The organism is Bradyrhizobium semiaridum, from assembly GCF_020329505.1.
Lineage (GTDB): Bacteria > Pseudomonadota > Alphaproteobacteria > Rhizobiales > Xanthobacteraceae > Bradyrhizobium > Bradyrhizobium semiaridum.
Genome location: NZ_JAGKJJ010000002.1, coordinates 260,448 through 276,154 on the forward strand (window position 1 = coordinate 260,448; position 15,707 = coordinate 276,154).

The following is a 15,707-nucleotide window of genomic DNA, read 5'->3' on the forward strand; positions in this document are numbered from 1 at the left end:
GGCAAAACCTAACACGCTCTCCGCTCCAACACGGTCCTCAGAACGGGAAGGCGCGCATGCGAAAATTGCTGGGTCGAACTCTAGCGCTGGCGATCGCCGGCTTACTCGTGGGCTGGGCGGCGCTGCCGTCCGCGCAGGCCAAAGACAAGGTGTTTCGCGTCGCATTCCAGAAGGGCGGCGGCAACCTGATCTTTCTCAAGGAGCGCGGCATCCTCGAGCAGAAGCTGGCACCGCTCGGCTGGACCGTGAGCTGGAACGAATTCCAGGCCGGTCCGCAATTGCTCGAATCCCTCAACATCGGCGCCGCCGATTTCGGCCCCGTCGGCGAGGCGCCGCCGATCTTCGCGCAGGCGGCCGGCGCGAACATCGTCTATGCCGGATACGAGCCGGCCTCGCCGCGCAACGAGGCGATCATCGTTCCCAAGGACAGCCCGATCAAGACGATCGCCGACCTGCGCAGGAAGCGCGTTGCCCTCAACAAGGGATCGAACGTCAATTATCTCCTGGTGCGTGCGCTGGAAGCCAACGGGCTGACCTATCAGGACATCCAGCCGGTCTATCTTGCGCCGGCGGATGCGCGGGCGGCGTTCGAACGCGGCGCGGTCGACGCCTGGGTGATCTGGGATCCCTATTACGCGGCGGCGGAGATCGGTCTCGGCGCGCGCAGCGTCGCGGATGCGACCGGACTTGCCGCCAACGTGTCGTTCTACATCGCCTCGCGCGCCATCGCCGAGGAGAATCCGAAGGTGCTCACGACGGTGCTGGCGGCGATCGACGAGATCGACGTCTGGATCAGGGACAACCGAAAGCAATATGCCGCCGAACTCAGCCCGAAGATCGGGCTTCCCGCCGAGATCATCGAGCGCTCGGTCAACCGCGCGGAGCTCGGCGCCCGCCGGGTCGATACTGCCGTGCTCGCCGAGCAGCAGAAGATCGCCGACGTTTTCACCCGTCTCAAATTGATCCCGAAGCCGATCAACGTGTTCGACGCCGAATGGAAGACGGAGTAAGCGCCGCGCGGTGGCTAAGGTCCCGGCCCGCGCTACAGCGCGATGAGATTTGATCGAATCGTCATCGCGCTTCAGCTCTTTGTTTGAGCATGATCTCCGCGCAAACGCGTCCCGCGTTTGTCGCGAGGGAAAACCGCTTCGCACATCGTGCTTTAGTTTAGAGCGACAGCATCACCAGCAGCGTCATGCAGGCCAGATGCGCCGCGACGATGAGGGCGAGATGAACGGGGCCGGGCATCGGTGTCTCCATGTCGGACAGTGAGGTTGAGCACCACTCGCTGGCTCCCTCTCCCGCTTGCGGGGGAGGGCGGGGTGGGGGTGTCTCCGCATAGAGAACTCACCGCGGATACACCCCCACCCGCCACGCATCTCACGATGCGCGTCGGCCTCCCTCGCAAGCGGGAGAGGCGAAGTGAACCAGCCGATAAGCTTACGCGCTCACATGCGATCGCCCTGCCTCAAGGGGAGGTCAAGCGGCACCGCCCCTAGTTCAGGCTGGCGCTTGCGGTGAAGCTGCGATCGACCGCCTTGCTGACATCCAGCGTCTTGCCGAGGATGCCGTAGCACGTGGCGCGGTCGGAGGCGGCCTGTACCTCCTTCACCACGGCCTCGTCGATCGCGATCGGGCTGGTCTTCTGCGCAGTGTAGGCTGCGAGCAGCACGTCCTCCGGCAGTTTTGTCAGCTCGGCGGTGTTCCTGGCGTATTCGGCGAGATGATCGAGCGACCACAGCCGCGCCTTGTTCAGCCGCTGCACCAGGTCCTGCACCGCCGCGCGCTTGGTCGCGATCGCGTTGTCGGAGGCGACGATGAAGGTGATGGTCGGCGTCAGCCCCTCGCCATCGGCGACGACGCGCGCCTTGTCTTTCAGCGTCGCATAGGAGACGTAGGGCTCCCACACCGCCCAGGCATCGATCGAGCCGGCCAGCAATGCGATCTTGGCGTCCACAGGGCCAAGCGGCGCGAACGTCGCCTCCTCGATCTTGCTCCCGGCCTTCTCCAACGTGGCGTTGATCAGGAATTGGCCCCAGCCGCCGCGGGTGCCGGCGAGCCGCTTGCCCTTCAAGTCGGCCGCCGACTTGATCGGGGAATCGCCGCGCACCAGGATCGCCTGCGTCCGCGCGTCGGACCGCGTGCCGCCGATCGCCTTGATCGGCGCGCCGGCGGCATAGACCGTGAGGAAGGAGAGGTCGCCGGTGTAGCCGACATCGAGCGCGCCGGCGTTGATCGCTTCCAGGATCGGCGCGGCGGCCGGAAATTCCGACCACTCGATCTTGTAAGGCAAGTCCTTTGCGAGCCCGGAAATCTCGAGCAGCGAGCGGTTGCCGCCCTTCTGGTCACCGACGCGCAGCACGATCGTGTCGGCCGCGAAAGCCGCGGCCGATGTCGACAGCGTGACCGCGGCTGCGATCAGTGCTGCCGCCGCGCGGCGGGTGAGGGAATGGGAGGAGCTCCGGCGGTTGAGTTTGCGCATCGCATTTTCTTTCTGCTTCATTCGCTGACCGGCGGAACGCACGTCAGCGTCCGATCGAGTCTATGAGCAGGCCGTTCGCCGTCAACGAAACGGAAAACTGTATTCTGGCGCCGCGCGACAAGGATGATCTCGTCCGCCATCGCGTTTGTAGAAGAGCTCATGCACACGATCGCAAAACGCTCAAATTTGATGCAGGCGAGAGCGCTGCGCGGCGCGCCCGCGTCGCAAGAACGTTGAAAATCGTTTCATCGTCACGCGATGCGATCGTGGAGATAATCGCTGTCGCGTGCGCCACATTCGAAATTCCATTTCATTGACGATGAAGCCATCGCACCGCATCATTTGCGCGTTGCCTTGAATGCAATGGCCCCGGAGAAATCCGCTTTTTTATAACAAGCGCTTCGAACGAGCAGCGTGCAGACGAATACGGTTTGCGCGCAAGGCGAAGCCTTGCCGACATGCAGGAGTGAAGATGTCGACGGATAACAAGAAGACGGTGATGGATCGCCGCAGCCTGCTGCGCGCGGGCGCAGCTGCGGCGTTGGTGGCGCCGATCGGGGCGTATGGCGCCCAGGCCTTCACGCCGCGCGCCGTGGCGCCGGCGATCGACTTCTCGGAATTCCCGATTTGCAAGACCGCATCCGACACGCCCCCGCTGACGGGAGCGCCGCGCAAGCTGAAATTGTCGTGGAATGCCGGCGCGGTCTGCCTCGCGCCGCTGCCGGTCGCGATCGACTACGGCTTCTTCAAGAAGCAGAATCTCGACGTCGAGCTGGTCAACTATTCCGGCTCGACCGACCAGCTCTTGGAGGCGATCGCCACCGGCAAGAGCGACGCCGGCCTCGGCATGGCGCTGCGCTGGCTGAAGCCGCTGGAGCAGGGCTTCGACGTCAAGATCGCCGCCGGCACCCATGGCGGCTGCATGCGGGTGCTGACCCGCGCCAATTCGGGCATCGACAGGCTTGCCGACCTCAAGGGCAAGACCGTCGCGATCGGCGATCTCGCAGGTCCCGACAAGAACTTCTTCTCGATCCAGTTGTCAAAACTCGGCATCGATCCGGTCAAGGACGTCGACTGGCGCGCCTATCCGGGAAATCTGCTCAACGTCGCGGTCGAGAAGGGCGAGGTGCAGGCCTTCCTGTCGTCGGATCCGCTGGCCTATCTCTGGCTGAAGGATCCGCAATACAAGGAGGTCGCCTCCAATCTCGACGGCGAGTACCGCGACAAGAGCTGCTGCATCGTCGGCCTGCGCGGCAGTTTGGTGCGTGAAGAGCCGCAGGTCGCGCGCGCGATCACGCAGGCGCTGCTCGATGCCGCGATGTTCACCTCGCAGAACCCGGACAAGGCGGCAAAGTCGTTCCAGCCTTACGCGCCGAAGGCGGCCAGCCTCGCCGATCTCGAAGCGATGGCCCGCTACCACACCCATCACCATCATCCGGTCGGCGAGGTGCTGAAGCGCGAGCTGAAGGCGTACGCCGACGATCTAAAATCGGTCCAGGTGTTCAAGCCGAGCACCGACACGGCCAAGTTCGCGGAGCGGATTTATGTCGACGTATTCAGTGTCTGACGCGAGCGCCGCGGCCGCGCCGCGCGCCGCGGTGACGCTCTCGAACCTCTCCGGCAGTTACGGCGTCGGCCTCGCGGCGAGCCTGGCCTGGCTCGCATTCGGGCTGTCGTGCCTGTACTGGCCGGATGTCGGCGACTGGTCGCGGACCGGATCACTCGGCATCGGCGCCATTGTCATCGCCGCCTTCATATTGTTCGGCACGTTCAGCGCCGACTACCTCGGCGGCGCCGGCGGGGCGCTGCGCAAGCGCGCGCCATGGCTGTTGGCGTTCGGCGCCTTCGTGACGCTGTGGGAGCTCGCCACCGCAAAGTTCGCCTGGCTGCCGCTGCCGTTCTTCCCGCCGCCGCAGGCGATCCTCGAGGTCTATACCGACGACCTGCCAAAACTGCTCGACAGCGTGTTCGCCTCGATCAAATTGCAGCTCGGCGGCTACATCATCGGCGCGACCATAGGCTTCCTCACCGGCGTCTCGATCGGCTGGTCGCAGAAGGTCGGCTACTGGGTGCATCCGGTGCTGCGCTTCATCGGCCCGCTGCCCGCGACCGCCTGGCTGCCGATCGCCTTCTTCACCTTCCCGTCGAGCTGGAGCGCCTCGACCTTCCTGATCGCGCTCGCCACCGGCTTTCCGGTGACGGTGCTGACCTGGTCGGGCGTCGCAAGCGTCAGCAATGCCTATTACGACGTCGCCCGCACGCTCGGCGCCAAACCGTCGTTCCTGGTGCTCAAGGTCGCGATTCCCGCGGCGCTGCCGCATGTGTTCGTCGGCCTGTTCATGGGGCTCGGCTCTTCCTTTGCGGTGCTCGTCGTCGCCGAGATGATCGGCGTCAAGGCCGGGCTCGGCTGGTACCTGCAATGGGCGCAGGGCTGGGCGGCCTATGCCAACATGTATGCGGCGCTGATCGTGATGTCGCTGCTCTGCTCCGGTGCCATCACGCTGCTGTTCCGCACCCGCGACCGGCTGCTGGTCTGGCAGAAAGGCGTCGTCAAATGGTAGTGTCATCCGCTGCCGAAGCGATCACCTATCCCGCCGTTGGCGCCGAGCTCGATATTGAGGGCGTCAGCCACGCCTTCGACATCGATGGTGCCGTTCTGCCGGTGCTCGACAATGTCAGCCTGACGATCGCGCCCGGCGAGTTCGTCGCGCTGCTCGGCCCGTCCGGCTGCGGCAAGTCGACCCTGCTGCGGCTGGTGGCCGGGCTGGAGAAGCCGCGCACCGGCACGCTGCGCGAGGACGAGGTGCGCATCGCCGGCCCGCATCCGTCGCGCGTCGTCGTGTTCCAGGATCCGACGCTGTTTCCGTGGCGCTCGGTCTGGGACAACGTCGCGCTCGGGCTGGAGGCGCAGGGCATCCTGAAGGCGCAGCGACACCGGGTCGACGACGTCATCGAGCTGGTCGGCCTGTCCTCGTTCCGTAACGCCTATCCGCACCAGTTGTCCGGCGGCATGGCGCAGCGCGTCGCGCTGGCTCGCGCTCTGGTCAACGATCCCAAGATCCTCGTGCTCGACGAGCCGCTCGGCAAGCTCGACTCTCTGACGCGGATCGCGATGCAGTCCGAGCTCGTCGCACTATGGCAGCGCAAGGGATTTACGACGCTGCTGGTCACCCACGATGTCGAGGAGGCGCTGGTGCTTGCCAACCGTGTCATCGTGCTCTCCGACCGGCCGGCACGGATCAAGGCCGACATCGCCGTGGCGCGGCCCTATCCGCGGCATCGCGGCGATCCCTATCTCGCCGACCTGCGCAAGCAGATCCTCGGCCTGCTCGGACTGGAGGCGACATGGTGACGACGCTAGCCAGGGAATTGCCGCAGGCGGGTGAGCCGGAGCATATCGTGCGCGCGTTGCAGCTCGCCGATGTCTTTGCCGCGCGGGCACAAGCGCACGATCGCAACGCCAGCTTCCCGTTCGAGAATTTCGCCGATCTGGCGCGCGAAGGATTGCTGGCCTTGACGGTGCCGACCGCGCTCGGCGGCATCGGGGCGGGTGCCCGCGAGACCGCACGCGTGCTCGGCATCATCGGCAAGGCCGATCCATCGACCGCGCTGGTGCTGTCGATGCACTACATCCAGCATCTCGTGATGGCGCGCAGCACGCGCTGGCCCGGCCACCTGGCGCGCAAGCTCGCCAAGGAGACGGTCGAGGGCGTGGCGCTGATCAATGCGCTGCGCGTCGAGCCCGAGCTCGGCTCGCCGGCGCGCGGCGGCCTGCCGGCGACCACGGTGCGGCGCACCGAGACCGGCTGGCGGCTCTCCGGCAAGAAGATCTATTCGACCGGCGCGCCGATCCTGAAATGGTACGCCGTGTGGGCCAAGACCGACGAGGCGGAGACGCGTGCCGGATTGTTTCTGGTTCCGGCAGGCTTGCCCGGAACATCCATTGTCGAGAGCTGGGATCACCTTGGCCTGCGCGCCAGCGGCAGCCATACCGTGGTGTTCGACGACGTGGTGTTCCCGCTCGACTACGAGATCGATGTCCGCAGGCCCGACGACTGGAAGGTTCCGGATTTCACGCAAGCCACCGTGCATGCGATCTTCGTCGCCGCGATCTATGACGGCATCGCCCGCGCCGCGCGGGACTGGCTGGTCACATTCCTGCAGGAACGGGTGCCCGCCAATCTCGGCGCGCCGCTGGCGACGCTGCCGCGCATGCAGGAGGTGGTTGGCGGCATCGAGGCCTGCCTGGCCGTCAACGCACGCCTGATCGAGAGCTTTGCATCGGATTTCGATGACGGCTTCCAGCTCTCCGCGATCGAGTCTAACATCATCAAACTGACGGTGACCAACAATGCCGTCAAAGCGGTGGAGGACGCCTTGTCGCTGACCAGCAACCACGGCCTGTCGCGAACCAATCCGCTGGAGCGGCATTATCGCGACGTGCTGTGCGGCCGCGTCCATACCCCGCAAGACGATGCCACTCGTATCTCCGCCGGACGCCTGGCGCTGGGCGTCTGAAATAACAGCCAACAACGAACGGAGTTTCCTGCCATGTCGGTCGAGTTCATCGGCTTCATCACCAACAACAACGCCTCGGAGACCATCGTCCGCTCCGGCCCGGTGCTCGATCCGCCCTATATCGAGACGGTCGCCAAGGCGCACGAACTCGCCGGCTTCGACCGCGCGCTGCTCGCGTTCCATTCGACCACGCCGGATGCATTGCAGGTCGCGCAGCACGTGCTCACCATCACCAAGACGCTGAAGGTGATGATCGCGCAGCGCCCGGGCTTCACCGCGCCGACGCTGCTGGCGCGCCAGCTGGCGACGCTCGACCAGTTCTATGGCGGCCGCGTCTCGCTGCACGTCATCACCGGCGGCAATGCCATCGAGCTGCGCCAGGACGGCAACACGCTCGACGACAAGGACGAGCGCTACGCCCGCACCGACGAATTCCTCGACATCGTGCGGCTAGAATGGACCAGCGAAAAGCCGTTCAACTACAGCGGCAAGTACTACAACGTCGAGAATGGCTTTTCGCAGGTGAAGCCGCTGCAGAAGGGCGGCATCTACACCTTCGTCGGCGGCGGCTCGGACGCCGCGGTCGAGGTCGCCGGCAAGCACGCCGACACCTTCGCGCTGTGGGGCGAATCCTACGCCCAGGTGCGCGACGTCACCGCGCGGGTGCGCGCCGCTGCCGCAAAACACGGCCGGCCGTCACCGCGCTTCAGCCTGTCGGTGCGGCCGATCCTCGCCGACACCGAGGAGAAGGCGTGGAAGAAGGCGGAACATATCCTCGAGCGCGCCACCGCGTTGCAGGATCAGACCGGCTATCGCCGGCCCAACCACGCCACCGACGGCGCCAAGCGGCTGCTCGCGCTCGCCGACCAGGGCACGCGGATCGACAAGCGGCTGTGGACCGAGGTCGCCAAGCTGACCGGCGCCAACAGCAACACCACCGCGCTGGTCGGCACGCCCGAGCAGCTCGCCGAGGTGTTCGGCGATTACTATGATCTCGGCATCAACCATTTCCTGATCCGCGGCTTCGATCCGCTGGTCGATGCGATCGACTATGGCCGCGAGCTGATCCCGCTGACGCGCCGGCTGATCGCGGCGCGCGACGAGCAGCGCGGGATTGCCGCCGAATGATCCGTCTCATCGTCGCGGCGGCGCTGGCGCTCGCCGGTATCAATGGCGCTGCCGCGCAGGCGCTGCGCGTCGGCGACCAGAAGGGCAATTCGCAGGCGGTGATGGAAGCGGCCGGCGTGCTCAAGGACGTTCCCTACAAGATCGAATGGAAGGAGTTCGCCGCGGCGGCGCCGCTGCTGGAAGCCTTGGGGGCGGGCGCGATCGACACCGGCCTCGTCGGCGATGCGCCGTTCACCTTCGCGGCCGCCGCCAACGTGCCGGTGAAGGCGATCGCGGCCGTGCGGCAGTCGCGGCAAGGCCTTGCGATCCTCGTGCCGGAGACTTCCGCGATCAGGAGCTTTGACGATCTGCGCGGCAAGAAGATCGCGACCGGCCGCGGCTCGATCGGGCATCAGCTGATTCTGGCGGCGCTGGAGGCGCGCGGCTGGCAGGCCGGCGACGTGCAGATCGTGTTCCTGGCGCCGTCGGATGCCAAGGTCGCCTACACGCAGGGCTCGGTCGATGCCTGGTCGACCTGGGAGCCCTATGTCAGCCAGGAGGAGGTGCTGTTCAAGTCGCGCCTCGTCGTCACGGCCGACGGCCTCACGCCCGGCCTCGGCTTCCAGGTGGCGACGCCGGACGCGATCAAGAGCAAGCGCGCCGAGCTCGAAGACTTCGTGCGCCGACTCGCTGCCGCGCGCGCCTGGTCGCAGAACAATGTCGACAGCTATGCGGCGACCTGGGGCAGACTGATGAACATCCCGCCGGCGGTGCCGCTGAACTGGCTGACGCGCGCAAGGATCCGTATCGCGCCGATCGACGACAGCGTGGTCGCCGACGAGCAGAAGACCATCGACCTCTACGACCGCTGGGGGCTGATCCGGCAGAAGGTGAACGCGGCGGATATTGTCGACCGGTCGTTCGGCGCGGCCGTGGAGAAGGGCGCGGGGCTTTAAACGCGAAGGCCCAGGCGGCACCAAACATCAGCATCGTCCTGGCGAAAGCCAGGACCCATTACCCCAATCGCGCGCTGTTGGGCGACGCTGCGGCCGCATCCTGCTCGTCATCAGGTTCGGTGGTGATGGGTCCTAGCTTTCGCCAGGACGACGGTGAGCGCTAACGAAGCCGTGATCTCCCAAAACATCCGTTCGGCCTGTGAGTGCAGCCCGGCAAGGATTTTCTCCGTTCCGCACCCGCCAAAACCGCAACGTTGCTATTTTCGCCGCGGCCTTGCCGCCCCTTCGCCCGCTGCCAAGATCAAACAGACGAACAATCGAGTCCGGGAGATCACCATGGGCCTTCAAGAAACTCGCATCGAGTCGTTGCCGTTTGTTACCGCCGAACTCAACTACCTCGCGCCGACACCAGGCAAGCCCCGCACCTACGCGTTCGATCCGCCGCCCGGCGAACCCAAATCCACCGCACTGCCAGAGCCGCATAACGTTCCGATCTTCGATGGCCGCCTGATCGCCGACAGTTTTTCGCTCGATCGCGAAGGCTTTGCCCTCGTCAAGCATCCGACCTTCGTCAAGGACTTCTACGACGACAATGAAGTCCGCAAGGTCTATTACCCCGCGGTCGAAGCCTTCCTGAAGGCGACGCTGAATGCCGACCGTGTCCTGATCTTCGATCACACCGTGCGCAAGCGCGTCGATGGCGCCGCCGACATCAGAGGCGCCGGCCCCCGGCAGCCGGCGACCCGCGTCCATGTCGACCAGACCGACGTCTCCGGCCGCAACCGCGTGTTCGAGCATCTGCCCGATGAGGCCGAGGAACTGGTGAAGGGCCGCGTCCAGGTGATCAATCTGTGGCGGCCGATCCGCGGACCCCTGCGCGATTCACCGCTGGCGATGGCCGACGGCACGACCATTGCGCCGGAGGATCTGGTCGCCTCCGACCTGATCTATCCGAACCGCAGCGGCGAGACCTATTCGGTGAAGTACAATCCGAATCATCGCTGGTTCTACATCCCCGAGATGACGCCGGACGAGGCGATCCTCTTGAAGTGCTACGACTCGGCGACCGACGGCCGCACGCGCTTCGGGCCGCACACCGCGTTCGTCGATCCGACCACGCCGGCCGATGCCCCGCCGCGCGAGAGCATCGAGCTGCGTACGCTGGTGTTTCATAAGCAGTAGCGTCACCTCGTCCCGCGGGTCGAGACGAGCGAAGCTCGCTCTTCGGTCGCCGCAAAGCGGCGGGTGAGGGAGCTTCCGCGCGTCCGACTGTGACCATTTTTGCTGAGACAGCCCCTCACCCCAGCCCTCTCCCCCGCAAGAGCGGGGAGAGGGAGCTAAGCGGTTGGCACTGTCGGCCCAATAGTGTTACGCCGTCCCCAAGACGCTCTGAGAACAAGACGTTCGGGGGGAGAAGGCGATTCATGGACGGCGTGGTGACGACGGAAGAGGCGGGGATCGGTTTCCGCGCCCTGGTTCTTGCTCTTCTGGCATTGGCCTGCGGCCACATGCTGTCGACGCTGCTGCGAACCATTCCCGCGATCAGCCTCGATCTGATGGCGTCCGATTTCGGCACCTCGCCGCAGGCGCTGGCGAGCCTCACCTCGGTCTATCATTTTGCCTTTGCCGCCTCGCAGGTGCCGGTTGGTGCCGCGATGGATCGTTTCGGTGTGCGGCCGGTGGCGCTGAGCCTGCTCGCCGGAACCGTGGTCGGAACGCTGGTCTCGGCGATTGCCACCGGCCCCGCCAGCTTCGTGCTCGGGCAGCTGATGCTCGGCATCGCCACCTCGGGCATGCTGATGTGCCCGATGACGCTGGCGGCCAAGCAGATGTCGGCGGCGAAATTCGGCTTGTGGTCCGGCCTCATCCTGTCGATCGGCAATATCGGCATGCTGCTCTCGGCGAGCCCGCTCGCCTTCGTGGTCGATCAGTTCGGCTGGCGTGCCGGCTTCTGGGTCTCGGCCGGCTTCGGCGTCGCGGTGCTCATCGCGGTGTTCGCGCTGGTGCCGCGGCAGCCGGCTGCGCATGCCGACGATTCCTCGCCCCTGCACCAGATGGCCGAGGTGCTGCGGCTCGGCCTGTCGCGCAGTTTGCGCGGCCTGATCGCGCTGTCGCTGGTCTCGCTCGGCGCCTCGCTGGCACTGCGCGGCCTGTGGGGCGGGCCGTGGCTGATGGACGTCAAGGCGCTGAGCCGGATCGAGGCCGGCAATGTGCTCGGCCTGTTCACGCTGGCGATGATCGTCGGCCCGATCTGCATCGGTGCGTTCGATCGCAAGTTCGGCCACCGCCGCACCATGGTGGCGGTCTGTCACGCCATCGCCGCGCTGCTGCTCGCACTGCTGGCGGCGGGCGCGCCGCATTTTCCGGTCTCCAACCTGTTCGGCGTCGACGTGATGCCCTCGCGATATGACCTCGTGCTGCTGGTCCTGATCGGGCTTGCGACCTCGGCGCAGCCGCTGATCTTCGGCATGACGCGGCAGTTGGTCGACGCCCAGAACACCGGCAAGGCGCTGTCGGCGGTCAACCTCGCTTTCTTCCTCGGCGCCGCGCTGATGCAGTCGGTCACCGCCGGCGTCGCCGCATTGTTCGGTCTGCCCGCAGTGCTGCTCTACATGGCTGGCGCGCTGGTGATCGGGGTCATGCTGTTTTGGGCCTATACCTCGACGGCGACGGCGATAAGATAGCGGTCTCGTTCCACCGCCTCGGAAATCACGTGTCCACGCCTGCCAAGATCGATCCGATCACCCGCTCCGTCGTCCAGCACCGCCTGTCCTCGATCGTGAGGGAGATGGGTGAAGCCATGCTGCGCACCTCCTATTCGCAGATCCTCAATTCCAGCCGCGATTTCTCGCTGGCGATCTGCGACACGCGCGGCCGGCTGATCGCGCAGGCCGACCACATCCCGGTGCATGTCGGCGCGCTGCCTTGGGCGACGCTCGCGGTCGAGGAGCGCTTCAAGGACGTCGCGCCCGGCGACGTCATCCTGCTCAACGATCCCTATCAGGGCGGCGGCAGCCATCTGCCCGACGTGACAGCCTTCGTGCCGGTGTTCGATGGCGGCAAGCGGCTGCTCTGGACCATCGTGCGCGCGCATCAGAGCGACATCGGCGGCGCCACCCACGGCGCCTACAATCCGGGCGCGACCGAGATCTATCAGGAAGGCATCCGCATTCCGCCCATAAAACTCTACGAGGCCGGCAAGCCGCGCGAGGACCTACTCGACCTGCTGGCTTTGAACATCCGCAATCCCCGCGAATTCCGTGGCGACCTCGCGGCGATGCTGGGCGCCGCGCATCTCGGCGAGCGCCGCGTGTCAAAGCTGTTCAGCGAGTTCGGCGCCGACATCGTCGAAGCCGCGATCGAGGCGATCCTCGATGCCACCGAGCAGCAGACCCGCGCCGTGGTATCGACCTGGAAGGACGGCGTGTTCTATGGCGAGGCGCTGCTCGACGATGACGGCCACGGCCGCACCGACATCAAGATCGCGGCCAAAGTCACGAAAAAGGGCAGCGACATCGAGGTCGATCTCACCGGCTCCGATCCGCAGTCGACCAGCTTCGTCAACTCGTCGCATGCCAACATGCAGGCCGCGGTGGCGATGGCCTTTGCCTATCTGATCGACGCCGACATCCCGAAGAACACCGGCGCGCTGCGGCCGCTGAAGGTGATCGCAAAGCAGGGCACCATCGTCTGGGCCGATCCCGGCCGGCCGGTGACGCTCTGCACCAGTCATCCCTCGAACGAGATCGTCGAGGCGATCATCAAGGCGATGTCGGCGTCCTGCCCGGACTGCGTGATGGGCGGCTGGGGCCGCCGGTTCCGGATCGCGATCCAGGGCGAGGACCCGCGCAACGGGCGCAACTTCATCTGGCACATGTTCCAGGCGCGGCCGGGCGGCGGCGCCTCGATCGGCGGCGACGGCTATTCGTCGATCGGCGAGTGGCACACCGTCGGCGGCCTGAAGTTCGGCAGCATCGAGGTTGCCGAGGTACGCTTCCCCCTGCATTTCCGTCAGCACGAATTCCGCCCGGATTCCGGCGGCGACGGCCAGCACCGCGGCGGGCTCGGCGTTTCCCTTGACATGGTGCTGGAGACGGCAAAGCCGGCCAAGGGCAACACCGCCGGCGACGGCGCGCGCCACGGCCCGTGCGGCATGCTCGGCGGCAAGGACGGCAAGCCGCACCGCTATCGCCTGCTGTCCGAAGGACGCGAGCCGCGCGTGCTGAAGACCAAGGAAGTCGGCATCGAGCTGCGTCCCGGCGACTGCCTCGAGGTGCGCTCCTCCGGCGGCGGCGGCTGGGGCCCGCCGGGCAAGCGAACGGCGGAGGCGCGGGCGCGCGACGTTGCGCAAGGTCTGGTTTCGAAAGCGGTGTAGGCATCGATGTATACGATTGGGATAGATGTCGGCGGCACCTACACCGACCTGGTTGCGACCGATCAATCCGGGCGCACCGTGTTCGCGAAGTCACCATCCACGCCGGCCGATCAATCGATCGGCGTGATGGCCGGGCTGGAAGAACTTGCACGCCGCCTCGGTGTGACGCGTGCGGCGATGCTCGCGGAGACAGATCGGCTGGTGCATGGCACCACCGTCGCGACCAATGCGCTGCTGGAGCGCAAGGGCGCAAAGGTCGCGCTGCTCACCACCGAGGGCCACCGCGACGTTGTCGAGATGCGCGAGGGCCTGAAGCCGGATCGCTACGATCTTCGCACGCCGCCGCCCGAGCCGCTGGTGCCGCGCGAGCGGCGTCTCGGCGTGCGCGAGCGGCTCAAGGCCGATGGCAGTGCGGCCATTCCGCTCGATGCCGCTGCGCTCGGCGATGTCATCGCCGAGGTGAAGCGATCGGGCGCGAGCTCGGTCGCGGTCTGCTTTCTGCACGCCTATCTCAACCCGGCGCATGAGCTTGCCGCGGTCGAGCGCCTCGCCAGGGAACTGCCCGATGTCAGCGTGTCGCGCTCCAGCGATGTGCTGCCGCAGATCAAGGAATATGAGCGCGTCTCGACCACCATCGTGAACGCCTATGTTCAGCCTACAGCGCAGCGCTATCTCACCAATCTGGAGAGAAGCCTCACTAAAGCCGGCTTCAAGGGCTCACTGTTCGTGGTGCTGTCGCATGGCGGCATGGCACCAGTGGAGGAGGCCTCGCGGCTCGCCGCGGGCACCGTGCTGTCGGGCCCCGCCGGCGGCATCTCCGGCAGTCGCCGCTGCGCCGAGATGCTCGGCATTCCCGATCTCGTGCCGTTCGACATGGGCGGCACCTCGACCGACATTTCCTTGATTGCCGACGGTGCGGCCTCGCTCTCGGCGGACGGCATGCTTGCGGGACAGCGCATCGCGCTGCGCAGCCTCGACATCGCCAGCATCGCCGCCGGGGGCGGCTCGATTGCCAGCGTCGACGGCGGCCGCACGCTGCGCGTCGGGCCGGAGAGCGCCGGCTCGGTGCCGGGGCCGGCCTGCTACGGCAATGGCGGCCTGGCGGCCACTGTTACCGACGCCAATGTCGTGCTCGGCTATCTCGATGCCGCCGCCTTCATGGGCGGCGCGCGGCCGCTCGATCGCGCGGCGTCGGACGCTGCGGTGGATCGTATCGCCGAAGCGCTCGGCCTGTCGCGCATCGAGGCGGCGGCCGGCATCTACAAGATGATCAACCTGAAGATGGCCGACGGCATTCGCCTGATGACGTTGCGCCGCGGCGTCGATCCGCGCAAATTCGCGCTGCTCAGCTTCGGCGGCGCCGCCGGCATACACGCCGCCGAGGTGGCGCGCGAGCTCGAGATCAGGCGCATCATCGTGCCGACGGTCGCCTCCGTGCTGTCGGCCTGGGGCATGCTGACCAGCGATCTGCGCTACGAGGTCAGTCGCACCCATTACGGCACCGGTAAGATTTCGGCCGATGAGGTGCGGGCGCTGTTCGCCGCGCTGGAAGAGCAGGCGGCCGGCCGGCTGCGCGCCTGGTTCAAGGGCGACATCACGATCGAGCGCTCGGCCGAGATGCGCTATGGCGAGCAGGTGTTCGAGATCGACGTGCCGTTCGGTGACCTCGATCTCGGCGCGGCCGACCTGGTGGCGCAGATCGAGGACCGTTTCCACCGCCGCCACGAGGAGCTCTACACCTATGCCTCGCGCGGGCAGGAGGTGGTGTTCGTCAACGCCCGCGTCGCCGCGGTCGGCAAGGTCGCGCCTGAGGGCCGCGATGTCGGCAAGGTGACGGCGGCCGCAACCTGCGCGCCGCGCGGCAAGCGGCAGGCCTGGCTCGGCGGCTGGCGCGAGGTGCCGGTCTACGCGCTCGATGATCTCCGGCCCGGCCATGCGCTGACCGGCCCCGCGATCATCGAGGCCGAGACCACGACGGTGCTGGTCGACACGGGGGATCGTGTCGCGGTCAATCCGCTGGGCTGGCTCGACATCACGTTGCGCTGATCGCCACGCGGGGGTTCTGCTCCCTCTCCCGCTTGCGGGGGAGGGCCGGGGCGGGGCATCCCTCCACGAGTCATATCGCGGCAAGAGCCCCCACCCGGATCGCATCTGCGATGCGATCTGGCCTCCCCGCAAGCGGGAGAGGCAAGGGAGCGGCTGCTCCGCCATCAACATTTCATTTTTTGGGCGTTGGCTTGGGCGATAAAGTCTAAGCGCTCGGGAGGAG

The 15,707-nt window shown here is 66.4% G+C and carries 13 protein-coding genes; 12 read left to right on the forward strand and 1 reads right to left on the reverse strand.

Features of this window, described 5'->3' with window-relative positions:
* The first annotated feature begins 56 nt into the window (after window positions 1-56).
* Complete coding sequence (locus J6500_RS03635) at window positions 57-1,010, forward strand: sulfonate ABC transporter substrate-binding protein (RefSeq protein ID WP_225711294.1); 954 nt, start codon at window positions 57-59, stop codon at window positions 1,008-1,010.
* Window positions 1,011-1,495: 485 nt separating this feature from the next.
* Here the strand turns inward: J6500_RS03635 and J6500_RS03640 are convergent, their stop codons facing one another.
* Window positions 1,496-2,482, reverse strand: a complete 987-nt coding sequence (locus tag J6500_RS03640; RefSeq protein WP_225711295.1) for an ABC transporter substrate-binding protein — start codon at window positions 2,480-2,482, stop codon at window positions 1,496-1,498.
* 62 nt (window positions 2,483-2,544) lie between these two features.
* Here J6500_RS03640 and J6500_RS03645 point away from each other — a divergent pair, with 62 nt between their 5' ends.
* The 11 genes from J6500_RS03645 (at window position 2,545) to J6500_RS03695 (ending at window position 15,484) form a co-directional block, all read left to right on the forward strand.
* A complete protein-coding gene (locus J6500_RS03645) occupies window positions 2,545-2,799 on the forward strand; it encodes a hypothetical protein (protein ID WP_225711296.1) in 255 nt (84 codons plus the stop codon).
* 155 nt (window positions 2,800-2,954) lie between these two features.
* On the forward strand, window positions 2,955-4,049 hold the full coding sequence (locus J6500_RS03650; RefSeq protein WP_225711297.1) for an ABC transporter substrate-binding protein: 1,095 nt from the start codon (window positions 2,955-2,957) through the stop codon (window positions 4,047-4,049).
* Window positions 4,027-5,043: an ABC transporter permease gene (locus tag J6500_RS03655; protein WP_225711298.1), complete on the forward strand. Its 1,017-nt coding sequence runs from the start codon at window positions 4,027-4,029 to the stop codon at window positions 5,041-5,043. The genes J6500_RS03650 and J6500_RS03655 overlap by 23 nt, the downstream gene beginning before the upstream one ends.
* A complete protein-coding gene (locus J6500_RS03660) occupies window positions 5,037-5,834 on the forward strand; it encodes an ABC transporter ATP-binding protein (protein ID WP_225711299.1) in 798 nt (265 codons plus the stop codon). The genes J6500_RS03655 and J6500_RS03660 overlap by 7 nt, the downstream gene beginning before the upstream one ends.
* Window positions 5,828-7,000 carry an acyl-CoA dehydrogenase family protein gene (locus J6500_RS03665; RefSeq protein WP_225711300.1) on the forward strand — a complete coding sequence of 391 codons (1,173 nt, stop codon included), beginning with the start codon at window positions 5,828-5,830 and terminating at the stop codon, window positions 6,998-7,000. Before J6500_RS03660 ends, J6500_RS03665 begins: the two co-directional genes overlap by 7 nt.
* Before the next feature lie 33 nt (window positions 7,001-7,033).
* Window positions 7,034-8,128 (forward strand): LLM class flavin-dependent oxidoreductase, encoded by a 1,095-nt coding sequence (locus tag J6500_RS03670; RefSeq protein WP_225711301.1) that lies wholly within the window; start codon window positions 7,034-7,036, stop codon window positions 8,126-8,128.
* On the forward strand, window positions 8,125-9,063 hold the full coding sequence (locus J6500_RS03675) for an ABC transporter substrate-binding protein (protein WP_225711302.1): 939 nt from the start codon (window positions 8,125-8,127) through the stop codon (window positions 9,061-9,063). The genes J6500_RS03670 and J6500_RS03675 overlap by 4 nt, the downstream gene beginning before the upstream one ends.
* A 336-nt stretch (window positions 9,064-9,399) precedes the next feature.
* On the forward strand, window positions 9,400-10,245 hold the full coding sequence (locus tag J6500_RS03680) for a CmcJ/NvfI family oxidoreductase (RefSeq protein ID WP_225711303.1): 846 nt from the start codon (window positions 9,400-9,402) through the stop codon (window positions 10,243-10,245).
* Window positions 10,246-10,487: 242 nt separating this feature from the next.
* Window positions 10,488-11,747, forward strand: coding sequence for an MFS transporter (locus J6500_RS03685; protein ID WP_225711304.1), 1,260 nt, complete (start codon window positions 10,488-10,490; stop codon window positions 11,745-11,747).
* A 29-nt stretch (window positions 11,748-11,776) separates the two neighbouring features.
* Window positions 11,777-13,438 (forward strand): hydantoinase B/oxoprolinase family protein, encoded by a 1,662-nt coding sequence (locus J6500_RS03690; RefSeq protein ID WP_225711305.1) that lies wholly within the window; start codon window positions 11,777-11,779, stop codon window positions 13,436-13,438.
* Between the two features lie 6 nt (window positions 13,439-13,444).
* Window positions 13,445-15,484: a hydantoinase/oxoprolinase family protein gene (locus J6500_RS03695; RefSeq protein WP_225711306.1), complete on the forward strand. Its 2,040-nt coding sequence runs from the start codon at window positions 13,445-13,447 to the stop codon at window positions 15,482-15,484.
* Window positions 15,485-15,707 lie beyond the last annotated feature (223 nt).